This is a genomic window from Streptomyces sp. NPDC048434, assembly GCF_043200375.1.
In the GTDB taxonomy this organism is placed as follows: Bacteria; Actinomycetota; Actinomycetes; order Streptomycetales; family Streptomycetaceae; genus Streptomyces.
On sequence record NZ_JBICXQ010000009.1, the window covers coordinates 211099 to 236272 of the forward strand.

3 protein-coding genes and 2 pseudogenes are annotated in these 25174 nt (G+C 72.3%); 2 read left to right on the top strand and 3 right to left on the bottom strand.

Annotation, left to right across the window (positions count from 1 at the left end):
* Positions 1-113: 113 nt before the first annotated feature.
* Both ACGFWI_RS13720 and ACGFWI_RS13725 read left to right on the top strand, forming a co-directional pair.
* The gene (locus ACGFWI_RS13720) at positions 114-524 is read left to right on the top strand and encodes a DUF4232 domain-containing protein (RefSeq protein ID WP_393906144.1); all 411 of its coding nucleotides are present in this window, start codon (positions 114-116) and stop codon (positions 522-524) included.
* Positions 525-776: 252 nt separating this feature from the next.
* On the top strand, positions 777-1418 hold the full coding sequence (locus ACGFWI_RS13725; protein WP_393906145.1) for a response regulator transcription factor: 642 nt from the start codon (positions 777-779) through the stop codon (positions 1416-1418).
* Between the two features lie 94 nt (positions 1419-1512).
* On the opposite strand, the pseudogene ACGFWI_RS13730 reads toward ACGFWI_RS13725, so the two are convergent.
* The 3 genes and pseudogenes from ACGFWI_RS13730 to ACGFWI_RS13740 all read right to left on the bottom strand — a co-directional run.
* Positions 1513-1849 (bottom strand): annotated as a pseudogene (locus tag ACGFWI_RS13730) (helix-turn-helix domain-containing protein); the annotation flags it as partial.
* Between the two features lie 167 nt (positions 1850-2016).
* Positions 2017-2587: pseudogene (locus ACGFWI_RS13735) on the bottom strand (GNAT family N-acetyltransferase).
* A 98-nt stretch (positions 2588-2685) separates the two neighbouring features.
* Entirely contained in the window at positions 2686-25050 is a 22365-nt protein-coding gene (locus ACGFWI_RS13740) for a hypothetical protein (RefSeq protein WP_393906146.1), read from the bottom strand.
* Between the last annotated feature and the right edge of the window lie 124 nt (positions 25051-25174).

Sequence of the window (25174 nt, forward strand, 5' to 3'; positions counted from 1 at the left end):
AATAAGCATCAGCGACGTCGTCGCGACCCTCGTACTGATCTGCTGCATCGCAGTCGTGATCGGACTGGTCAACCGTCGCTGAATCCACCAACACCACGGAGAGCCGATCCACCGTGAACACCATCCGCCCCCGCACCGCCATCGCCACCGTCGCGCTCGTGGCGGGGCTTTCCCTGACCGCCTGTCAGAACGATGCCAGGCCCGGCGCGGCCGACCCCGCAGCCTCCGGCAAGACGGCCAACGGCGGCAGCCAGAGCACCCACGGCGGCAACAGCGGTGGCAGCTCCGCCCCCGGCGCCTGCACGAACGCCAACACCAAGGTCGTCGTCAGCAAGGTCACGCGCCCGGTCAACCACCTGCTGCTCACGGTCACCAATACGGGCTCCGGCACGTGCGACGCCTACGGCGCGCCCGTGCTCCGCTTCGACGACGAACAGGCCGCCGTGCAGCTCGTCGAGGACAGCCGCCCGCAGGCCGTCGTCACCCTCGCCGCCGGCGGTCCGCCTACGCCTCGATCAATCTGACCGGTGGGCCCGGCGGGGATACCAACGGCCGTACGGCAAAGAAGCCGGGCGTGCAGTTCACCCCGCGCAGCGGCTCCGGTTCCGTCGGCAGGCCCGTCATCCTGAACCTTCCGACGGGCACCGGTCCCGGTGCTCGTGCCAGGTTTCCCTGTCCTTGAGCGCGCAGGGCGCGCGGGAAGCCGATCAGCGAAAAGTGCCTGGCACGATCAGCCTCTTGAAACCTCTCGTACGACTTCCTGATAGGGAGGCACTATGCCCCGGCAGACGCTCACTGGCACCGTGTGCGTGGGGGTCCACTCGCCCGACGCCCTCGTCCGCGCGGGACTCGTCAGCTCTCTCCAGAACGACCCCCGCGTCCAGGAGGTCCCACCCGAGAGACTCCACGAGGCCGATGTCGTCGTCGCGGTCTTCGACACCGTCGACGCCGCCGCCCTCGATCAACTGCGCCCGGTGTCGGACAACTCCGACACACGCTTCCTGCTCGTCGCTGGACGCCAGTGGCAGGCGGACCTCTCAGTGGCCATCGACCGAGGAGTTCGCGCCGTCCTGTGGCGCGACGCCTTTACCCCGCCCGCGTTCATCCGCACCCTTGTCACCATCGCCGACGGGGGCGGCAGTCTCCCTCCCACCCTGCAGGGCACCCTGATGGAACAGGTCCGCTGGACCCATAGCGAAGTCCTCACCCCGCACGGGCTCACCGCCTCCGGCGTCAGCCTCCGTGAACTCGACGTCCTCCGCCTCGTCGCCGAGGGCAAGGAACTCTCCGAGATAGCCATCGGACTCCGCTACTCCGAACGCACCGTCAAATACACCCTGTACGGCCTCATGAAGCGCCTGCAGCTACGCAACCGCGCACACGCCGTCTCCTACGCCATCCGCGCAGGCCTCATCTGACCCCCTGGCGGACGGAGACGTTCCCGGGGCGGGCGACCGGATGAACAGCTCACCGCTCTTCACAGCCTCGACGAACGACGACCAGCCGTCCGCGCACGCTCACCGCGAAGTGCCACAGGCTGGTGGCTTCCGCCTCCAGAGCCAGGTACCGCCGGTACCACTCGCGGAAGTGGGTCTGGTCGCTCACCGCCGGCTCCCAGAGCGCCGGCAGCAGGCCCGGCGTCCCGTAGTGCTGGTCGAGGGCCTGGACGACTTCGGGGCCTCCCACGGTCTCGCCGTTCTCCATCTTGCCGAACAACGGACAGTCCCAGCCCAGCCGTTCGCCGAGCCGCCGCATACGGTCGCCGCGCTGCGTCCGCAACAACCGCAGCTCCTCGGCGAAGCGCGCGTGGTTCCCGGCTGCAGCCGGTGACCGCTCGCCTCGTCGGCATGGTGCCCTCCGTGGAAGCTGTGGAACAACCCCCGTAGACGAGGTAGACCGCGACGGCGCCGGGGCTCGACCCGCGCGAACCGGCCCGCTCCCTGGCCCATCAGGCCCTCGAACGCCTCCTGCCAGCAGGCGGGGTCTACGTTGTGACCTGCGGCCAACGCAAGATCGTTAGTCTTCACACACCGATGATGAGCGGTGGCCGCGGCCTTCCCGCAGCCGGTCCCCAGGCGAGGTCGCGCTGTATGGCTGGAGCACCAGATCGCGCTGATCCCAGGTGCCAGGCTTACCGCCGATGCGGGCTGGGTCCCGGCGGGGCCGGGGAAGAACCCGGCTTTGGCCAGCACCTTTTGGGACGCGACATTCTGGCGGGCCGTGGCCGCTCGCAATGTGCGCAGCCCGTGCCGGGCCGCCGCCAGTTGGCACACTTCCCGGACGGTCGCGGTCGCCACGCCGCGGCCGGCCACGTGCTGCGCGACCCGGTAGCCGAGTTCCGCAGTCCGGTCCTCGATGTCGACCAGGTTGAACCTGCCGATTACCGAGCTGTCCTCGGCGACGAGCACGTAGAAGGCGCAGATGCCCGCCTCCTGCTCAGCCAGCAAGGCGTGGTACCTGTCGGTGAACTGGGCGAAGAGTCGTCGCCGCGGTCGGAGACCGAGGCAGCGAAGTAGGCGCGATTCGCCAACTCGAAGGCCAAGACCGCCGGGGCATGGCTACCATGCAGCCGCTTCAGCCCGGGCATTGCCCAACCTTACCCAGGTGGTACGCCGAGGCCACCTGGTTTCGAACGGCGGCAGACAGCCTCAGGCCAAAGGCACATGACGATCTACGACTGGAGTACTAGAGGCTCGGCGCTATGCCGCCCCCGAAGATCATGTCCTCTATTTCCGGGGGAATTTCTCCTCCGAACGCCTCGCGCAATTCGCTTTCGACCTTGAGTGATTCAGCTGCGGAGGCGGGGTTGGAGAAGACGAGACCGGTGTGCAGTGGTGCTCCGGTCATGGCTTCCCAGACTTCTGACGCGAAGCTCGTACAGTTATAGAGAGCGAGGTTGTATTTGGAGTTCGCTCTAGCTACGGCCTTGCGGTAACCATCGATCATGTCATCGAGATCGATCTCGGCCAATTTTCGCTCTGTGCATTCTAGGTGGGGATCCGGGCACACCACCGTGCCTGGGACGTTCCTGAAGTCCTCGACACCATGCCGTGGGTAGAAGCCGAACCCTGTGAAATCCCCAAGAGGGGAGACGACGTTGATCCACGCATGCCCCACCTCGCCGTCGAAAAAGAACGCTCTACTGATCCAGGAAGCACCACTATCGATCATTGCCAAAATGGTGAACTTCCCGTCCGTTCTGACACTGATCACCCGCCTGATCAGATCACGCAGAGGCACGAGGTCTTTGTGATAGGGAAGTACGAGATCGTGTTCGGTCATTGTGGCGACCGAGTCGGAGTCCGAGTCGGATTCCGAGTCCGAGTCCGAGTCGGATTCAAAAACGGATACCAGCCGCGGCTGACCGTAGTCCTGAGCAGGCTCGCTGTCCTCCGGCGCGAGAATGTCATCGGCGGAGAAGACGATGTCTTGCACAGGCTCGCTGTCCTCCGGCACAAGAATGTCATCGGCGGAGAAGACGATGTCTTGCGCACCACCGTCGTGCGCTCCAGGGTGCTGGTGATGCGGCGTCGAGCCGGCGGAAGCCGCCGTCTCGTCCTCATTTTCCCCGGAGATCGTGGGCACGACTCGGCTGGTGCGGTCATGCCCCCGCCCGGCTCTGGAACTCAACTCCTCACCGAACCGGTCGCCACCGTCCGGCACGTCGTGCGGGTCGAGTGCGAGTGGCACGACCTCAGCGGTGCTCGGAACCGTCCTCCGGTAAGGGAGCCTCGATGGATGCGGTGGGGGATTGTCCTGGCCACGGGGCATACCTTCCGACGGGTGGTCGAAGGACTGGGTGTCGGGGTGGTCCTCGGCCTCCAGGCCGACGCCGTTCCGATAGGCCGGTGCCGGAGGGGCGGCCGACTGCGCCTGGGCACGTATCTGTTCCTGGGCTGTCCTCACAGACTCAAGCTGGGAGCGAGTCTGCTCAGGTGCATGGTCGGCGTTGGCCTCGCCGTGAACTCCCCGGGGCGTCCCCCCATCGCCCTTGCGGTGGGCGGCGGGCGCATCCTCCCCGTCCAGGAACCAGGTGGTGACAACATCGTCGTTGGTCGGGTGGAATCGCAGGAGCGGCTCACCGTTCGGACCCGGACGGTGAGCTTCGAGGATCTTGGAAAAGCTCTTCTCGCTGTACGGCGACCGGGGCCCAGGCCAGTACCGGTGCGGGCCGTGCATGACCGCCATGTCGTTGGCGATCATCGCCTCGGTCACGGAGGCAACCGCCGCCGACGATAGGCGTGATCCCTCAGGGGTCGATATATCGAACACATCGTGATCCCCCGTCAGCGGCTTCCACTGCCCCTCTCGGTTGCGGCCGACGACAATCCCCTCCTCCACCTTGAATCGGCCCTCTGCCTCCAACAGCTCCATTGTCGACCCGAGTTCGACGAACTCGTCCAACCGCTGGTTGAACCGCGCTTCGATACGACTCCAGGTGTTCTCGTCGAAGGTGGCCGTCCGCAGGGGAAGCTCCGGGCGGAAATACCCCACCAGCCCTTTGTGCTCCGCCTTCGCTCCAAGGTGGACATCGAGACCAGTGATCGTCTTTGCCTTGATGTCCTTGGGTTTCGGCAACGCCCCCCGCTCCAGCCACGCGGCTGCGCTGGGGTTGGTCGGGCGAGTGTCGATCACGAGGTTGCGCTCGCGCGCCATCTGCCGGAACTTGTTGAAGTTCTTCGGCGGCATTCCGAATTGAGACCGCGCCACATTTGCCCGGACAATCTCCGACGGCAACTCGGTCGACACTCTCGCCTCGCCGTGACCGGAGTGGCGCGTCGACGCACGGGCGGGCCGCGGCTCCTCGGACAGGATGCTCTGCGGGACGCTGGTGCGGCTCTCCGGCAGGGAGGAGACGAACCCCGTAGGGCTCCCGTCGGCCCGTTCGTGGGTGTGCAGCCGGACCGGCTCGCCGTCGTCCGTGGCCGGGGTGAGGGAGACGTCGCCCAGGGGCAGGTGCGCCCCGAGGCCGGTGGCCTCGCGGATCCGCTGGGCCTCAGCAGCCTGCCGCGCGGGGTCCGCGCCGGAGAAGCACGGGATGATCAGGATATCCGTGGCGTCGGCCGGCAGCGCGTCCTTGATCAGGGCCAGCAGGCCGCCGGTCCCGAACACGACCGGCGTGTCGTCGGCCGCCGCGCCCCTGAACCGTCCGTCGCCGGAGCCGTGCGACCCCCAGACCACGACCTTGGCGTCCGGCCGCACCGGGAGCGAGCGTTGTGTGCTGACCAATTGGCCGTCGGGCCCTCGCCACCACTGCGTGTACTGCCGCAGCCCCGACGCCTGCCGGTAGGCATCCCGGCGCAGCGCGGCGTCGTCGCGGGTGAAGGACATCAGGCTGGTGGTCCGGCCCTGGTCGTCAAGGAGCTTCTCGACGACCACCCGTGAACGCAGCACATCGTGCCGGGGATCGGTGATGGAGCCCCCCGCCAGCAACTGTGCGGCCGAGTCGCGGGTCATCCGGACCGGCACGGGGTGCGCGAGGGGGATGTCGAGTTCGGCCGAGGCGTCCTTGCGCCACAGGGCGGTTCCGCTCGGCAGCCGTGCGGACAGCCTCAGGTCGACGGTGAACTGCACCAGAGCGGAAGGGCCGGAGTAGAAGCGCATGGCCATGTTGCCGGCGTTGCGCCCGCCGCTTACGCCGGTGCTGTGGTCCCACGAGCGGGCGAGTGTCGGCTCGTGGTCGTGGAAATGGTGCGGGGCGGAGCTCATCCAGCCCGGCAGCGGTGCACCCTGCGCCGCCGTGGTCCCGCCGTGCGTGTGCGCACTGGCGCGTCCGCTGTCCGACAGCGCCATGCCACCGGGGGCGGTGGCTGACGACGCCTCGAACTCGGCAGGCCGGCCGGCGTCGATGACCTCACCTTCGGTGAGGCGCGCATGCAGGACCACGTCGAGATCCTCGACTCCGAACAGCTTCTTGACGAACGCCCCGGGCAGCGGCATCCCCGTCGTGGCGAGCACCGGCAGCGCCGACTTCAGCCAGGACACCGACACCCCGCGCAGGGCGTACGCCGCCGCCTCGCCGATGGTGTCGAAGTCCGGCGACGCGTCGAGCGCACGGGTGAGCGCGGTCAGGCCGCTGCGCAGCTGCCGGATTCCCCGGAAGCCGTTGGCCTGCGCCTCCCACGGCACCTGCACACTGGCGGCGCGCCACTGCGCCAGGGGTACGGGCGGGGCCGTACGCCGGCCCGGGGGCGACAGTCCGCGTGGCGGGCGGAGGCGGGCCAGCGCCCGCAGGTCGGGCTCCGGGATGCGGAACAGCAGGTAGCGGTCGTCCTCGACCGGGGAGTCGTCCTCGGTCCGCGAGTGGTCCTCGGCCCGCGCGTCGTCCTGTGCGACGGGCAGCGGCTGCCGCCGCGCGGGCGCCTCCAGTTCCACCTTGATCAGCGGCCGCGCGGTGTCCGGCGATCCCGTGCCGTACAGCTCCAGCCGCGCGGACACCGGGATCCGCATGTCCACCTTGCCGACCTCGCCGGGCACGGTCGTCTGGACGGTGGTGGTGACCGCCGCGCGCACCGTGTCCGCATGGGAGCGCTGGGCGGCGGCCCCACCGGTCGGCACTCCGGCCACACCGTTGGAGGCGTCCATCACGATCGCGGGGACGTCGAGCCCGGCGGTCCTGACGTTCCCCTTCGCGGTCCCGCTGTCGAGCGCGGCACTGGTGGTGTACGCGATCTTGCGTCCGGGCTTGGGGCGGCTGTCGAAGGCGCCGTCCTGACGGTCCAGCACCAGCCGTGCCCAGTAGGCCCGCTGTCCGCTGTCCTGGTGGAAGAGCTCCATCCAGACGCCGTCGTCGTCCAGGTCGTCGAGCTGGTTCACGGCGCTGTCGAGGAGCGCCGCGAGGCGTTCGGTGTTGCGCCGGCGGTCGTCCAGGAGCCGATGCGGCAGCAGGTCGACCGGAATCCGGTCCTTGGTGAGCCTGCCCCGCCGGGCCTGCAGAACGCGGCGCAGCGCGGGCAGGAGACGTCCGAAGTCCGGTCCCTTCTCAACCGTGCCGAGGCCCAGCGGCAGGTTGCTCGGCAAGCTCAGCCCGGCAGCGGGGTCGGCGGTCCCGGAGGCGACGGCAACGGTTGCGGACGCGACCGGATCGGTCCCGGACGCGTCGACCGCGACCGTGGTCTCCTCCCCGGCCGGCCGCCGCTCCTCGGACTGACGCAGCTCCTGGGCAGTGTCGGGCGGCGTGATCCCATGGGCCCTCAGGCGGGCGTCCACCTGCTCGCCGAGCCCTAGCTCGCGCGCATAGGCCTCGGTGACGAGCGCGGTGGCGCCGCGGGAGATCCGCTTGCCGTCGGAGCGGAGCTTCGCCGGCAGGACGCCCACCGCCACCTCGGCCGCCATGAGGACCTCCAGGTCGGCCTGGACCAGCACGAGCCGGTCTTCCGCCTCGGTGTAGGTGATGCGGTCGACGGCGGCGGAGAGAGCCAGCGACGAACGGTGTGCCTTGCCGAAGCCCACACCGGGGACGAGTCCGCTCAGGAGGAACGTCCCCTGCGAGGGATCGCCGGCTCCGCCGAGCAGCAGCGAGCCCTTCAGGCCCCTGGCGGACTCCCGGGTCCCGGCGGCCTGGTGGCTGCCCGTCAGCCACTGCTCGGTCGCGGGTCCGTCGAGTGCCTCCACCACGGTGAGATCGACCAGGCGGATGCGGCTGCCCACGCTGCCGGTCAGCGTGCCCGCCCTGCGCTCGTACTTCAGCCCGTCGACGAGCCAGGCGCTGCGACCGGCCCGCGCCATGCCCGCCGGAAGCGTGTCGACGCTGAACTTCTCGTCGATCCACTCCGCCGGCTCCAGACCCGGGACGGAGAACGCGCTGTCGCCGCCGGCAGCGTCCGTCAGCAGTCCGCGCGCCAGATCGCGGATCTCTTCGCCGTCGCCCACGATCTCCATCGCGAGCCACTGCCGCAGCACCCGCCCGGAGGGGGCCGCCCACGCGGGGTCGTACATGTCGCCGATCCCGCGCAGCGGGGGGACCGGGACGGACACCGTCTCGGCAGCGATGTGCGGCAGCGAGCTCTGGGAGGGACGGAAGGTGAGCGCGGTCGGAACGGTCAGCTGCACCTCCTGCGAATCGGTCTCCAGCGGGCGCACGCCGTCCGCCGCGCCGGTTCCGGCGCCGGTGCGGGCGATCGTGGTCACCTGGGGGACCTGTCGGCCGGGCCGTCCCGGGGTCATGAGCCGCCGCCGGCCGCGGGGACGGCTGACGGAGGTGACCTCTACGTCGAACGCCAGCACGGAGTGGTACGCGCTGGTATCACTGGAGCCGGTGGTCAGCCAGCGCGCCTCCACGCCCGGACCGGACTGGCCCGCCCTGGACCTGGAGAAGGCGAGAGCGGCGGCGAACGTCAGGTAGGCATGGCCGGGAATCGGCTTGGCCGAAAACGTCCCGGTCACCGAGGCGCCGTACTGTCCGCTCTGACCGCTCTGAGCCCCCTCGACCAGCTTGGCGGTGCGGCGGGACTTCCAGTCCGCGATGTCGCCTTCGTACCGCGGTGGCGTGACCAGGCGGCCCTTGACCCGTACCAGGACGTAGTGGTTACTGCCCCACCCCTGGCGGTACAGGCGCGCCGTCAGGCCGGTGGTGAAAAGCCGTCCCTTGCCGGAGGCCGTGGCGGACGGGGACAGCTTCGACGTCAGGACGCGGTGGTTGGTGTGCATCCGGGTGCGGTCGGATGCCGTCGTGCCGAAGCCGGAGCTTGCGGCGTCGCCGTACCTGGGCAGGAAACCGGCCAGCCGCGGGTCCTCCGTGAACAGCTCCTCGATCTTGGACACGAGTTGGGCAGTGTCCAGGGGGGACAGCGCCACACTGGGACTGAACGGGCCGAAAGGCAGGATGCGTTCGTGTCCCGGGTGCCGCAGAAGCGGCGGGACCGACGGCGCGTCGCCCGGCAGCCGCAGCCCCAGCGAGACCGCCTCGTCGGGGCGCAGGCTCAGCCAGGCGGTCACGTCCTTGTACGCCGGTCCGCCGCGCAGTCCCGCCCGCATCTCGCTGGACAGGTCGCCGGTGCCCTCCGCCCAGACCCGCACCCGGGCCCGGTACAGGACGCGGTCACCGGTGATCTGCCGGCCGTACGCCGTCACGGCGCCGGAAGTGGAGGAGACCGAACGGCTCGCCGAGGACGACACCGCGGGCCGGACGGCCAGCCGGAACTGAGGGCCGCCGGGGAGCAGCCCCAGGCCGACGGCCGGGCCCAATCCGACCTCCCCGCCCACTCGGCGGCTCTGCCCCTGCGAGCGCGACCGGTCGGACTGCCGGTAGAGCCGCGAGAACGCTGGGCCGACACCGCGCTCCGGCGCGATCTTGACGATCTCGGCCCGCGCCCGGTATCCGCCGCGTACGCTCCCACTCGCGTCGACGAACTCCTCGGAGTCCGTCCACCCCTCCATGTAGGCGTGCAGGTCCTCGGTGAGCCGGTCCGCCGTCCCGGCCGCGAACGCGGTGGACCGCCCCGGGGCACCGTGCGCTGTGAGCGCGGGGTGCATGACGGCACGGAGGACGTCGAACAGTCCCATGCCGCCCTCGTACTGGCCGCCGGTGTCGGTGACCGCCAGCACGTCCAGCGACGCGGCGAACCGCAGGGCGCGCTCGGTCCTGGCGGCCAGCGGTTCGAGCGCGGCGCGCGGCGCGGGCGTTCCGTCGGCGACGAGGTGCCGGACGCCCACACTGGTGGTCGCCGACCCCTTGGCGCGGAAGACCCGCGGCTGCGCGCCCGCGCGCTGTACCCGCACGGTGGTGACGATCTTGCGCGGCACGTCCACCGAACCGCCGGAGCCGACTGTCAGGCGGTTGAGCGACACCTTCTCCTGGACGACCGACTCGTACGCCGTCCGACCGAACGCCAGGTTCACCGCCGCCGTTGGGCCCCCGAGCAGACCCGGTGTGGGCGTCGGCAGGAGCACGGTCCCCACCGCCTTGACCGCCCAGCCGCGCGTGGAGACCGACGACGCGGCGGTGGCGGAGCCGGTCGAGTGCATGCCGGCGATGTCGGGGCCGTCGGCCTTGTCCCGGTCCGCCAGGGCGATCAGCGGCCGCTGTTCGTCTTTGTCCCGCGTGAGGGAGACGGTGACGTCGTACCAGCCGTCCCTGCCGCGGATCTGGAACGGGACGCCGTCGCCGAGGAACGCGTCGGCGTTGGACTCCAGCTTGCCGACGACCGGCGCCGGGTCGCCCCCGGTCTGCACCCGTATGCGTTCGGCGACCCAGGCCAGGTCGTCCAGGCCGTGCAGGTGCGACCTTCCGGGGGCCTTCATCGACTCCAGGTACCAGGGCAGCCGCAACCGGGCGAGGACACGCGGAGCGGCCGCCGGCGCCGGCGGGTGGGCGGCCGCGTCCCGCGGGGGCTCGTGCTCGCCGGGCGCCCGCCGCGCCACCTCGGCGGCGTGGTCGGCCGCGGCGACGGCGGTGCCGCCCGCCGAAGTGCCCTTCGCCGCCCCCGCGCCCTCGGCGGTGTTGCGGAAGCGGGGGTCGGGGTAGGCAGCTGAACGGCCGGGGGCATCGAGGGCGGGGCCGGGCCGGGACGTCCCGGAGTCTGCCCGGCCGCCCGTCGTGGAGGGGCCGGGGGCGAAGAGGGTGACACCGGGGGCGTGACTGGGCGCGTGCGCCGACCCGGTTGTGGCGACGCCCTTGACCGCCTCGTGCGCAAACCGCGGATCGGCGGACGGCTCTTCGGCGACCCGGACTACGTCGTATACGGTGCCGTCGCCGGCCGTGGCGCTGGTGATCTTGGTGACGAGCAGCCCGGTCGGCCGGGGGTACCGCACATGGCTCTTGCTGGGGTCGTGCGCCAGGGCGGTGTGGTCGCGGGCCGAGGAGTGCTCCACCTCGACGAGGACGCGGGGCGTGCCGGCCGGGAGGTCTCCGAGGAGCGCCAGCGCCTCGTCGGGGTCGTATGCGACGCGGTGGAACCGCGGCACACCGAGCCCACGCAGGGAGGCGGCAGCCCCGTCGGCCGGTGCGGTCGTCGCGTAGTACACCGTCCGGTCAACCGGCGGCAGCTCCGCGAGTCCCTCCGCGGCCAGCCCCAGGTGGAAGGGGATCTGGACGCGCAGCTGCCCGGCCATCCGGGGGGCGAGGCCGAGCATCTTCCCCAGCGCGTCCTCGAATTCGGCGCTGCCCGGTGCGGCGGCCGCCATCTGATCGGCGGACGGCCGCAGCAGGGGACGCAGCAGCAGCGGAAGCCGCAATCCGCCGCCGCCGCGGGCCTGGTCCACCGCGTCGGCGATCGTCTTCCGCACCAGCGGCATCAGCCGTGCGGCGCCCTCGGCGAAGGGGAGCTCGTCGGCTCCCGACAGGAGGAAGGGAAGGCTCGGCTCGTGGCCGAGCAGGAACAGCCCGATGACGTGGGCCGGGTCCAGCCGGTCCAGTGGCGAACCCTGCGCTGCGGCGTTCCCTGCGCGTGCCACGGGGTGCCGGGCCGCCCAGCTGTCCGCGCCGAGCTCGGACTCACCGCCGAGCGGAATCGGGGGAGGCTGCTCGGAGGCCGACAGCGTCCGGACCGCCCGGATCAGGCCGTGCGGTACCTGGATACCGTCGGCGTCCGCCAGCGTGTGCGCCATGCCCTGGGTGTGCATCCGCCAGTGCGGCAGGCGCAGCCGCTCCGCCAGGTTGCCCGGGGGCAGACCGGTGCGCGGTGCGAACAGGGCGTCCACCAGGCCGTACAGATGGGTGCCGTCGCCGGCCAGCGCCGCGCCGAGCACGGCCGGGCTGCCGCTCATCTCGGACTCGGCCAGGTCGATAAGGAGCGAGCTGAGGGGGATCTGGTGGGTCAGCCCCCAGCCGAGCACCGCCTTGACGAAGCCGGGGAAACGATCCGCGGACAGTTTCAGGTCCCGGTAGGACCAGTACATCGCCCGGGTGCTCGGCACCCGGCCCTGGTGGTAGTGAATGCCACGGCCATCGAGCAGCCGCTGCTGCGTGGCCGCATCAGCCCCGTCCCTGAACGTGGCAGCGAGGTGGGCGCCCGCCGCCGCTGTCCACGCGGCGTGAGCCAGTCCGGGCAGGGAGACTCCCGGCTTTCCGGGATCGGCCGTCACCGGGTACCGCCCGGTGCCATTGAACGCCGTGACGACCTGGCGCATGATGTCCAGCGACTCCGGATCGTCGGCGAGCCGCTCGCCGAGGGCGCGCTCATAGTCCACGGCGTACTGCCGCCACCTGTTGCCCGCTGCGGAGTAACGCGCCGCCTGGCCTGCGAGGTACGACTCGGCCGAGCCGGCCGACTGCGCGGGCCCACTCCGCCGCTGGACCTTCCCGATCCCGGGAGCGGGGGACGAGCCCCAGCCCGGAAAGAGCTGGACGAAATCGGTCACGCGGTCGGCGGGAAAGCCGACGACCGTGTTCCCCGCGTAGAGGTCGCGTCCCGGCGGGTGCTCGTCGGCAATCTGCTGCGCCACCGTCGGAAGGCCGGGGCGTGCGACGCCCGCCGAACAGCTCCATTGGAGGAAGGGTGTGTTGTCGGCCACGCCCCTCTCCGCCAGCCGCCGGGCGGAAGCGGCCCCGCTCTGCCCACCGCTCAGAACCTTGGGACCGAACCGCCCCACTGCCGCGATGAAATGGGGATTTCCGTGCGAGCTGCCGACGACGAACCCGGGCGCGCCGCCGCTCCCGCCGGAACCGCCCGGCAGGGGCCACACCTTTTTGGTACCGGTGCCGGCGACCTGCGCGTGTGTCACCTTCGGCAGGTACCTCAGCATCGGACGGGCGAGGGAGAGATCCCGTGCGTTGAGACTGGAGAAGCCGAACCACGCTCCCCGACTGGTGTACAGGTCCCGTATCAGGACCTCGTTGTCCCAGCCGGTCGGCGCGGTCGGCTGCGGCTTCTCGACGACGACGACACGCCCGTACCACAGCCCCGTCCGTTCGTCCTTCGCGTGATTGAAGCTGTGCACCTGCAGGGTCGTGTGCGGGGGAAAGACCACCTGGCGCCGCGACGGCGCGAAGGCGAAGACGGAGACCTCGCGGGCCGCCATCGGCCTCACGACCTCGATCAGAAGCGGATGCGAGCTCCCGGGCGGTGCCTGCCGCACCTGGTGGGCCAGCTGGTCCATCGCCACGACACGGTCCGTCGTCCCGACACGGAACGCGACGTTGCCGATCTTGGCGCCCACCGTTGTGAGCGGCGACGTGCTCGCGACCAGCGGCCCCGGAGTCATCGAGGCGTACAGCACCGAGCGGCCGTCCGCGGGCATCGCCGGGAGAATGTCCAGGGCCTCCTCAGCCATCGCCGCGTGGCCGCGGATCTCGGCCAGCAGGTTTTCGTCCGCCGCGGCGGCGACGGCGTCGACCGCCGCGTACAGATCCGCCTGCGGGGCGGACCCGGCAAGGGCGGCGCTGACGCCGGGGTCGCGCAGCAGCAGCAGCGGCCAGGTCGCCCGGACCCGCGGATCCGCCTCCCGGCCGGCGCTCCGGATCCGGCCGCGCAGCCGGTCCAGCGCCCCCGGAGCGTCGAGGCGCATCCCCGGGGCCAGGAAACGCGCGTCGGGACCCGAGGCCAGGGTCAGCGCCATGGAGTGACCGCCGGACAGGAACCCCAGTCCTTTCTCGGACGCCGGGTCGCGCAGCAGCTCGCGCAGCGCCGCCCGGCGGCCCGCCCACATCTCGGTCGCGGCAGACCCGGCCGCCGGGGAGTGGCTCAACCCCCTGCCCAAGACCTGGAGGGGATCGGTCCAGTCCCCCTGCCCGGTAACTGCCCCGCTCATCAGCGGAAGCGTCTGTTCGGCGTACAGCGCGACGTGCGGCAGCCGGCGCAGCCTGCCCGCCAGTGCGGGGTCGGCAGAGGGGCCTTTCAGCGCTCCGCGGGGATCGACGGTGCCGTCGATCCATCCGTGCACCCGGGACATGTCCGTCAGCCAAGGCTCAGGCTCCACCCCCGCGTCCCGGACCCCGGCCCGGTGGGAGACATCGAGGAACCACTCCCACGGCAACGCGCCCGGACGCGACAAGTACCAACCCGCCAGCGCGGTACGGAACATGAACACGTCGGCACCCGGGGGCGACACATGCCGGTACACGCCCAGCAGCAACTCGACGTCCCGGGCCTGCTGCCGCTGGCGGTCCGTCAGGTCGGCCGATCCGCGATACCCGCGTCCCCGCATCTCGGCGTCCCACGCATCACCACGCGGCAGGACGCCGACCGGCGCCGACAGCCCCCGCAGCCCGTGGAAGTACGGCGCAACCCGTGCCAGGGCCTCCATCAGCACGGTGAACCGTGCACTTCCCTGGCCGTCCACCAGGGCCCTGACGAGGGCGAGGGGTTCTTTCCCCTTGGGCGCGGGCCCGTTGAACAACCGGCGCGCGAAGAAGACCTTCACAGCCCCGGTCCCGGTCGTGAAGTGCCCAGCCAGCGCGGTGAGCACCGCGCCGACGTGCGCGAGTGGGACCGTGTCACGGGTCAGGGCCTCGGCGGCCGCCTGCCCATAGTCGCCCGAAAGCAGCAGATAGCGCGACCGCGACGGCCCGGTGAACATCCCCGGGAACCGCGGCGCGTGCACCGCCGGGAACGACGACACCACCGCATTCCCGGGCGGCATATGCTGCAGACCCGCCGCCGCTTGGGTGTTCTCGGCGGGGGTGAGAACGGGCGGCGGGGCGAGCGGAGCGGGGGCCGTCTCCGGCACGGCGGCCTCGCCGTCGTCGGTCACCGCGATATCCGACGGTTCCGCGGCCGGCTCCAAAGGCGGCGGCAGGGTGACGGTCGCCCTGGCCGGTGCGGTGTGGTCCGCGGCCGGGAGGGGCGCCGGCCCGTGGGTCCGCGGTCCGGTGGTGTCCTCCGCCCGGTCCCACTGGTCCCAGAACGCGCGATAGCCCTCGTACAGCGCGTTCTCCCGGCCGGTCCGGATCACCGGGTTGAACGTCTCGCCGCCGTGCCGGGCCGGGCCGAACAGGTCCCGCAGCAGCCGCCGCACGGCCTCGTCGTCGTCCTGCCACTCCGGACCGTTGTTGCGGGGCAGCTTGGTGAACGGGTCCACGCCCGCGTTGGCACCGAAATGGGCGTTGACGAGCTGTCCGAAGTACTCGAACTCGGTCTTGGACGAATAGTTGGTCTCGCCGCCGGGCACGGCGCTCAGTGAGCCGTCCGGCCACTGGGCGTCCGCCTCCCGGGCCAGCTTCCTCCGGTAGACGTCCCTGATCTCCCGGCGCATCTCATCGGTCAGTCCGTAGCGGTGGACGGCGTGAGCCATCTCGTGCACGACCGTGGAATAGCCGTCCGGGTACGTCCGGGAACCGGGCACACCGGTCTGCTCCCCCAGGAGGTTCTCCTCCGCGACGGCCGTGACCCGGTTCTCGACGCCTCCCCGTACGGTGTCCCAGGTGCGCGAGCTGCCCGTCCGGGGCTGTTGTCCCGCCAGATGGCTGAAGGGCGCGAGCGAGGTCAGCGCCTGGTTGCGGGGCAGGACGAACACGCGCGCACCGGCCTTGAGCATCCGCTCCGCCACGTCCGGGTCGCGCATCAGCAGCGAGAGCGTCGCCCGCGCCTGGTTCCGGGCCGACACCGGCTGTTCGACACCGTCGGCCGCGTGCACCATCAGCCGGGCGGCCGACGCGACGAACTCCTCGGCCGGCAACCGGTTCCGCAAGGCGTCCACCAGCGCGTGGTCCGACGCCAGGGACATTCGGTCCGCCTCGGGCAGAAACTCCAGCTCCGCCTGCCGCTCGGCCGCCGTCATGCCCGGCAGGCGAGCAGCCAGGCCCGCGGCGTCGCCGGTGGCGGTGGCCGGAGCCCGGACCGGGCCGGCATGGTCGGTGGTGGCGGTGGCCGTGGTCTCCGGGTCGTCCTGCCGGTCAGCCGGAGGCGGCGCCAGGGCGGAGGTTCCAGCCGGTGCGGACACGTCCTGAGCGGCGCGGGTGATGGTGACAACGCGGAAGGGGGGCTGGTGGCGGACCAGCATCGGGACCTCGCCGAGCTGGATACCCAGGGCGCCCCCCAAGGCCGCCAGCGGCCGGGGACTCACCGCTTCCTTCGCGACCTCGAACGGGATGAACCCCGGGGTGCCGCTGTACCGTTCGTTGAAGTCCCGGAGGTGCCTGGCCAGCTCGTCCGGCTGGCTCTTGCCCTCCATGTCGTTGTCAGTCAGCACCCACGCGGTGCTGCCCGGGCCCATGACGTGTTCCAGGGACGCCGCCAGGCCGTCGGCGCCGCCGTCGAGCGCCCACGGTCCCGGATGCGGGACCAGCACGTTGGTGTGGGGGACGTGGTGCCCGAAGTCGTTCAGGGGCCCGGGTACCAGTGCCATCGTCCCCAGGTTCGCTGACGGGCCCATGCGCGTTTCGATGACCGGCACCATGGCCGGGTCGTAGGCGCTGAGGTTGCCGCGCAACTTGAGCGCGTCGGTCAGGAACCGCTGGTCGTCGGGGACCGCGCCGTCAACCGCCGCTACCACCGTGTTCCGCGTCTGCTCCAGCGCTTCGGAGAGGAGCGTCATCTCGTCGATGGCGCGCAGTCGTTCCTGCTGTCCCGTATGCAACTCCCGGAACCAGTCCGACGCTTCGATCTCCGGCCAGGTCAGAATCGAACCGTCGCCGTCCTCGTCCATCATGACGAGGTTCGATTCCTCCGCGTCCGAGGGCGGAGGCGGCGCCAACGCGCTTTCGTCGGCCTCGTGCTCCTGAGCGGCGGGCGCGTGGGGGAGGACGTCGCTGAGAAGGGCCTCGTGGGTCCACGCCGACGGAAGGGGCTGCGGCGCCCACAGCTCCTGGTACGCGTCGATGACATCGTGGCGGAAGTCGTCGGCGATCTCGTCGAGCGGGATGCCCTCGCCGTGTCCCGCGCTGAGGGCGTCGAAGGAGCCGGCCACGCCCTTCAGCACCTCGGCGACGTCCGATTCGAAGGTGAAGTGCGCCGGGAGCAGCCGCGTTTCGTGGGCGCGCCGGGAGTCCCACTCCCACATCCGGCCCGTGAGTTCCGCCAGGGTGCCGGCGTGTGCGCCGAAGACCGCGTCGAAGGCGGAGAGCACCCGCTCGTCCCAGCCCGACCTGGCCCGCTCCTCGTCCTCGTCGGACAGCTGGACGCCGGGGTGGGCTTCCCGCCACCGGGCCAGCTCGCGCTCGAAGACCTCGCCCGCCGACCGCAGCGCGGCATCGTGGGCGTGGCCCCGCAGCAGCCAGGTGTGAATCCGGTCTGGTTGGGTCAGCTTTCCGTAGTCCCGCTTGAAGTCCTCCAGCCGGCTCGCCATCGGTCCTCCGCCGCCGGCGAGCCGGCCGAACAGCCCGTCCACCTGGCTGGCAACGACGGCCCCCACCAGGCTCGAAGCGGCGGAGTCCGTGGGTCCTTCGGGGAGCGGGAACCGGCGCAGGAACGCCTCACCCACCGCAGACGGCGCCGTGTCCCAGGAGTCCACAGCCGCCTGGACGTCGTCGAGCGCGGTCTGCCGCACGGTCTCACGGGTGGCTTGGACGGCCAGCTTCGCGGGCAGTCCCGCGAGAATCCCGTCGAAGCGGGCCCCCCACGGCGCCGACAGCGACGAGGTGTCGGCCGACAACGGTCCCGGGCGGTCCGCTGTGCCCGACACATCGCCGAACGCCTCGTCGAGTTCCCGCTCCGCCTGGTCCAGCACGACGCCGAGTCCCTCCGGGGACACCGTCGTGTCCTGCGTCCCGAAGGCCTCCAGCAGCGCCCGGCCGTCCTCGTCGAGGTCCTGGGCGAAGGAGTCCGCCAGCCGGGCGAGCCGGTCCGCCAACTGCGCGCGGCCGGACTCGTGTCCGGCGTGGGCCGTGAACTGGTCCCCCAGCATGCCCAGCATCTCCCGCAGCCGGGCCCTGGCCTCGGGGAGCTTGGCCCTCAAGTCGCCCGGGGCCGCGGCACCGGCCGGGAAGACGGCGTCGATCTCCTCATGCAGCCGCTTGTCGAAAGGGACCGCCACGCGGGCCTCGGTCGCACGGACGATATCGGGGGTCACCTCGAAGGGGAGCTGCTCCCCGGACGTGGCCAGCCGCTGCAGCCATGCCTCGAAGGCGCCGGTGAAGGCGGCGTGCCCCTCCCGCAGGGCGAGCCGACGTACGGCTTCGTTGTCGAAAGTGTTCCGCGGGTCGGTGTCGCGATCGCCCACGGGACCGGACGCGTGATGCGCCCATGCCTGCTCCCGGATTTCGGCGAGCTGCCGCTCGTCGAGCCCGCGCGGGGCGTCCGCGGTCCACTCGGCGAACGTCTCGTCGAAGGACCGCCGGGCCTCGTCCCGCTGCCGCTCGGCCGCGGCGTGCGCCGCGGCCTCCGCCAGCCGTTCGGCGTAGTGGGCGTGCAGGTCCTCCTGCCGCCGCGCCCACAGCGGGATCCGCCAGTCGTCGGGCGCGGCGTGGGAGGGCGCCGGTACGGCGGTCCGCCCCGGCCCGGCCGCCTCTGCGGCCTCGCGCGCCCCGAGGTAGTCGCGCTGGACCTCCTCGATCTCCCGCTGGGCCCAGTCCACCGCGCCGCGCGAGGACAGCGTGACCGCCTGGTCCGGCTCGTCGGCGACCAGGTCGCGGAAGTCCTGCCGCATCTGGTGCCGGGAATGCGCGACCTCGGCGAACCCGGCGGCGCGCCGGTCGAACTCCTCGCGGATCTCGGGCCAGGCGCCGGGGCCCTGTTCGGTCAGCCGGCGCAGCAGCGGTCCGGCGATGGCCTGGCGCCCGGTCTCGTACCAGGTGGTCGTGGGGCGGTCCCACTCGGACGCGGGCGCCCAGCCGGTCCGGGTGTGCTCCTCGAACAGGCGCGTGAGACCGGCCGCCTGCGGGGCCTGGTCCTGGAGCCTGCGCGCCGCTTCCCGCAGCTGCTGGTCCAGGCGCTCCGCGTCGGAGGCCGGGCTGCCGGAGCGGGCGGCCGCGAGCTGATCGGCGACGTACCCGTCCCGCAGCGAGGCGAGCCGGTTGTCGTACCACGCCCGGGTGCCGCTGTCCCAGGCCGACGGGTACGGGGCCAGGCCGGTGGCGTCACCGTACAGGTCCGGACCGGCGACCCTGGCGGACCGCGTCCACCCGCGGTACGCCTCCGCGAACTGCTGCCGGAACGTCTCGGTCACGGCGGGAGGGGCCTGGACGTGCCCGTCCGGCGCCACCACCCGGCTCGTCGCGTCCTGGGACAGTGCGTGGTGGAAGTCGTCCACCAGACGCGTGTACTGCGCCGACGTACGGAACTCCATCAGCGGCAGGGGCAGCGTCTGCGGGGCGGCCACCTGCCGCTCGAAGAGGTCGCGCGCGGACTCGCGGGCGGCCGCCTGCTCCTCCATCTGCCGCAGCTTCCCGGCGAGTTGTGCGTCGAGCGGTGCGTGCCCGGCCTCCTCGGCGGCGCCGCGCTCGTCCGCGAACCATTCCCGGGCCTGCGCGATCTGCGCGAAGTCCCCCGCCTGTAGCCCCGGAAACGCCTCCAGGTGCGCGTCGAACCGCTGATACGACGCGTCACGATCCGCGGCGGTGTCCGCTACGTGGTGCAGCCGCGCGACGGCGTCCGCCGCCTGGCCCTGTGGGCGAGGCCGGGCGTCCGCGTACCGGCCGTCCGCAGTCTGGCCGGAGGGGCCCTGCCGGTTCCCCTCCGCGGGCGGGTGCGCATGGATCCGCTGCTGCACACCCGAGCCGTGCTCCCCGGCGGACGACGGGTGGAACGGGTCCTGGCTGACGTCGAGCCGGAAGGGGCGCAGCGTCCACGTCGGGTGGCGCTGCGCGTGGGCGTAGGCCTCCTCGTCGGCCCGGGCCCCGTCCCGCAGCACCTCCCAGCGCTCGCGCGTCTGCTGCACCAGCTCCTGGCGGGCCGCGCCGAAGTCGCCGGGGTTCTCCTCCCTGGCGCGGTCCCAGGCGCCGGAGAAGTCCTCCCGCAGGGCGGCCACGCCCTGCTCGTAGGAGGCGCGCGCCTCGGGCGAGCTCAGGTTGTGCGAGTCCAGGCCGGACGAGGACGACAGCTCCTCCAGGACCGACGACTTGCCCAGCGCCTCCCGGAAGGCGGCCTCCATCTGCTGCCGAGCCGCCGCGCTCTCGGCGGCGGTCCGTTCCCGCATCCGCTCGGCGTATGGCGAATTCCGTTCGAACTCCTCCTGCCTGGCGGCCAGTTCGTTTCCGAATGCGTCGTCCTGGCTCTTCTCCGCGTTCAGCCAGCCACGGATGTCGCGCTGTTGCGGGCCGTAGATCTCGTGGTACTGCGTCGCCCAGCCGCCGCGGAAGTCCTCCTGGATGCTCGCGAACGTCTCGTCAGTGACGCCGAACCGCCGGACGGCCCGTCCGCCGAAGAGGTCGTTGACCGAGGCGGTCATGTCGTTGAACCGGCCGGCGCCGTCCTGGAGCGCCATCCGCGCCGCGGCCTCGAACGCCACGCGGTGCGGCAGGGACCGCATCGCGGGTTCGAAGACGTCCTGCCGGAAGCGCTGTTCCCGCAAGGCCAGTTCGTCCCTGGACCAGGTCCGTGAGTCGGGCCAGCCGACCGTCTCGCGGTAGCCGCGGGTGATCTCCTGCCGCACGTCGTCCCGGACGCGCGCCGGGACGCCCCGGCCCATCGCCTCGTCGATCCGGGTGTCCGCCCCGCGCAGCGCCGCGTTCAGGCCGACGCGGTACTCGTACCGTCCGGGCAGCTGGCTCCTCATCAGGTCGTGCGTATCGTGCAGGGCGCGGATGTACGCGGCCTGATCCCCAGCGGGCGGCCGCTCCCCCGGGCCACCGGGGAGCAGGTCGCCGCCGGGCTGTGCCCGCAGTTTGGCCTGTGCCACGAGGTCCTCGTGGTACTGGCGGGCCACCTCGGCGGTGTTCACGCTGTCGAAGTCCGCGGCGGCATGGGCCGACTCCTGCCGCGCGAAGGGGTTCTGGTAACTGTCGACAATCTGCTGGCTGTCCCAGAGCAGGTCGTCCTCGGTGACCCGGACCGCCAGCCGCTCACGCCAGCGGGCGGCCAGCTCGTTAACTGCGGGCTCGACCTCGTGCCGGTGCGCCGTCCACTCCTCGTGCGGCAGCCGGAGGACCTCGCGGCCGTCGGGCAGGGCGTGGGTGGCCTTCTCGAACTCCTCGTTGAACGCGCCGCGCAGGTCGTCCAGCTGCCGCTGGGTCGCCTCCGCCTCCCGGCCCGCCCGCTGGTAGATGTCGTCAGCGGCGACCGCGAGCTCCTGCCGGGTGCGCAGGCCGCCGGTCAGCTCCCCGATCCGCTCGTCGGCCACCCGGTGCAGGGCGTCCCAGGTCGCGGGGTCGATCCGCCCGTCATCGGTTCGCAGGCCTTCGGCGGCCCGTTCCACCTGGTTGCCGATGTCCTCGACGAAGCGGGCCCGCAGCCGCGCCTCGTCGGCAACCGTCAGCCCGGTGGTGGGACGGTCCGGCCGATTGTCGTACGTCCGCTCCCCGACCGTCCGCGCGGCGTCCGCCGCGGCCTCCAGCTCGAACTCGTCCTGCAGCGCGTCGACACGGTTGCGGAACCTCTCCTCGAACTCGCTCCTGGAGAGGGCGCGGTTCCGGAACGTCTTCAGGTCGGGCGCGTCGTCACGGTTGCCGAACTTCGCCTCGAACTCCTCCTCGGAGATGACGCGGTTCCAGAACTGCTCAAGGTCGGCCCGCCAGCCCGCGTTGAAGCGGTCCTGGACGCGCTGCCGCCACTCCGGCCCCTGGTGGGCGGCCCTGGTTTCCTGCCGGATCATCGAGTCGGCCAGGACCGCGGGCGGAAATTGCTGGTCGAGGCCCTCGATACCGGACAGGCGGTCGGCCAGCAGCTGCCGGTCCGGTGTCTCCGTGCCGTCCCTTGGTGGCCGGGCCACCGCCTGGGCCCCGTCGCCCGAGTCCTGCTCCTCGGTCCCGCTGCGGCCCCGCAGCTGCGCGTATGCCTCGGCCACGGGACCCACGAACTCGTCCGGTACGCCGAGTTGCCGCGCCCAGGCCACCAGGCCGCTGGGGCGGGGCGGGGGGACGCCGTGCATGTTGTCCTGCAGATAGGCGTCATGGCCGGCCGCCACGGCCCGGTCCGCCTCCTGCTGCCACCAGAACCCGTCCTCTTCGCGGTCGAACCTCTTCTCGTACGAGGCGGCGATGCGGTCCTGGGCCGCGTTCCACTTGCCGGCGCGCGTCTCATCCGCCGCGGGGAAGACGTACGACGGGTCCACCGGCTCGACAGGCGGCGCCTCGCCCTCCGGGTGCGGCGGCTGCGGTGCCTCCGCGTGGTCGTGGCGGGCGGCGTCCTGGGTGCCGTCGGCGGCCCGGTCGTGCGCCCCCGCGGCATGGCTCTCGCCGGGACGCAGCGCGGGCGCCGCAGACGGCGGGGACGGCGGCCGCGCCGGCTCATCACCGGCCGTACGACTGCCCTCAGCAGCGCGGCGGGGAGCATCACCGGGGGTCTCGGGAAGCTGCGGCCGGGCGTCCTGACGGCCACCAGCGAGCGACGGAGCGCCGCTTTCGGTGGACGGCCGCGCGGGCGTCACGCCCGGGGCCCCGCCGGTCCCGCGCGCCGCCCCGGGCTCCTGAGCGGCCGGGATCACGGCGGGGGGCCTGCCCGCGCCCCCGGGCGGCCCGGACTCCGCGACCGGGGCGGGTGTTCCCGGCAACGGCGTGGCGGACGGCTCCGCGTCCCGCGCCAACGGCGTTCGCTGCGGCGCCGGTTCGGGCCGGACGTCGGGCGCGCCGGGGGCCCGTCCCCCGGCTCCCTCGCCGGACGCCGCCGCTACGGGGGCGCGCTCGGACGGCGCCGCGGTCTCCGGCAGATCGTGCGGTTCCTGTACGACGCGCACCGGTGCGGGCTCGGGCGGTGGCGAGGGAGGCTTTCCCGCGGTCCCCGTGCGGACCCCGGTGCCCTGCGCGGACTCCCCGTCGCGCCCGGAAGACGGGACGTCGCCGCGCGAGGGAATGTCGCCGCGCCCGGCCGGAGGCTGCGGTGTCTCGTGCACGCCTCGCTGCCCGCCGCCCTCGACGAGCGCCGGTCCGGGGCGCGGCACGTCACCACCGATCCGCGGACCCGCCCCGCCCTGCGCCGGAACCGTACCGGGCGGCGGCTGCAACACGCCGGTCTGCGAGGCGGACTCGTGAGGGACGCCCGTCTGCGAGGCGGACTCGTCCGGCGCGCCGGTCCGCTGGAAGGGCTCGCCGGGCGTGCCGGACCCGTCGAGGCCGCGGGACGGACCGAGGCCGTCCACCGGATGGCCCGGCCCGGCCTGCTCCGGAACGGGCGTCTCCTCGGGGCCGGTGCGTTGCCCCGTCACGCCGTCCAGCCAGTCCTCGATCGAGCGGTTCTGCCGCACGCCCTGGTCGGCGGGGAACGCGGTGGCGTGCTGCGACGTCTCCTCGGTGGCGGGCCTGGCGGGACTCTGCGGCTCCCGCGGGCCCTCGGGCTGCGCGAGGCTCTGCCGCTCGTGCGGAACGCCCGGCCCCGACAACTCCCGCGCACTGTCCGGAACACCCTGCTCCACCGACGGCGCCTGCTCGGGGGCGCGAACGGGCTGCGCCACCGCAGCCGGATCCTGCGGCGACGTCACCGTGTTGCCGTCCGTGGTATCGCCGGGGCGGACCACGGGCCCACCCGGCGACGTCACCGTGTCACCACCCCTCGTGTCCCCGGGGCGCACGACGGGCTCACCCGGCGACGTCAGGCCGGCGTCGCCGGTGCCGCGGTCGGATTCGAATCCGGGCAGACCGCGCAACGGCTCGGCCTCCCCGGGGACCGTCCGGTCCCGGCCGGCCCGCGGCGCCACAGCCGTCCCGTCGGTGTCGCCGGAGCGGAGCTGTCCGGAAGGCCCGTCGGTCGTCAGCCGCGGCGGCTGCGCGGCGGTCGGCACCTCGGCGAAGTCGCTGCCGTGGTTGGCTCCCTGACGGGCCTGGGCGGGCGATTCGTAGATGTCCGTGACCGAGACGGCGTCGTCGAAGAGGCCCCCGTCCGTGGCCGACACGAGGTCATCCTCGCGGTGCGCCCGAGAACCGCGGCCCCCCGGACTCCGTGTGCCGCCGACGGACGCCTCCCCGGCAGAGGCCGGGGAACCGCCGGACAGGAAGGTGGGGGACCCGCCGTTCTCCTGGACGTCGACCGGCGAGCCCTGCTCAAGGTTCCCGTCGTCCGCGAACGACGCGAAGCCCCCGTCCTGGTCGCGGTCACCGCCTTCCCGCCACGGGGGGGCACCGTCGCTCTCGCGGGGGATGTCCGGGCGGCTGCCGATGTCCGTTCCCGTCGCGTCCGGCCGGAAGCCGTCGCCCTCCAGGGGCACGTTCGGGCGTCCGAGTGCTTCCCCGTCCTCGGGCCTGCCGGTAAGGGGCGCGCCGTCGGCGCCCTCCGGCCCCTGGGCCGGGCGCGGCACGTCGGCCAGCCTGGACGGATTGGTGATCTCCGGGACCTTGTCGATCTTCGCCCCGCCCTTGCCGCCCTTCAGCGTCGGGATGTGACCGATCGCGCCGCCCACGGCTCCGGCCACCGCGCCCAGTCCGGGGTTGCCCTCGATGTTGAACGCGGCGTCCGTCGCCGCCGTGCCCGCCGCGCCACCCGCAGCGCCCAGCGCCACCTTGCCCACGAACAACTTGAGGATGTTCGGCGCGATCACACCCCCCGCCCCGAACATCCCACCGATGATCGCGCCGTTGATGGCACCGGCGCCCAGCGCCATTTTGGTGTTGTCCCAGTTCCAGTGACGTCGATGCCCAGCGAACTGGCCCCCCTGAATCGCCGCGTCCAGGAGTCCGGCGACCCCTACGTTGATCGCGACCGCGGCCAGCAGCCGGCGCAGGATCATCCCCACCGCAGCGCGTCCCGCCGCCACGATCCCCGGTACCGCCTCCGGCGCCCACCACGCGAGGAACGCGATCTGCGCCGCCATCCACCCCAGCATCGCCAAGATCATGATCTTGGCGTACTGCACCTGCAACGCGGTCTCGTTGCACAGATCGGCGACCTGATCGGCCACCGACGCCATCTGCGACAGGTTCTTGTGGACCTTCGTCAGGTACTGCTCGAACTCCGCGGACGTCGGGCCCGAGACCCCCGACTTCACATCCGCGATCACGGGACCGATCCCGGCCGCGATCTCGCGCGCCTTCGCCGCGTAGTCCCGGTGCGCCGACTCCAGCCCCCACAGCTTGTCCTCGTCGGCCTTCGGCCAGACGCCGCCGGCGAGAGCGGCCACCCATTGCAGCCCGGGGGGCATCATGATGCTCATGGGCAGCAACCACCAGTCGACGTGTCACAGGCCCGGAACGCTCGGCGCACCCGGGGCGGAACCGTAAGGAAAGCTGGGGCGACAGTCGCCTTGCACATGCGAACGACCCCCGGGTTCAGGGACG

What these genes read in the sequence shown, in the direction of transcription:
- ACGFWI_RS13740 (WP_393906146.1), bottom strand. Translation starts at nt 25,050, where the DNA reads ATGAGCATCATGATGCCCCCCGGGCTGCAATGGGTGGCCGCTCTCGCC.
- ACGFWI_RS13725 (WP_393906145.1), top strand. Translation starts at nt 777, where the DNA reads ATGCCCCGGCAGACGCTCACTGGCACCGTGTGCGTGGGGGTCCACTCG.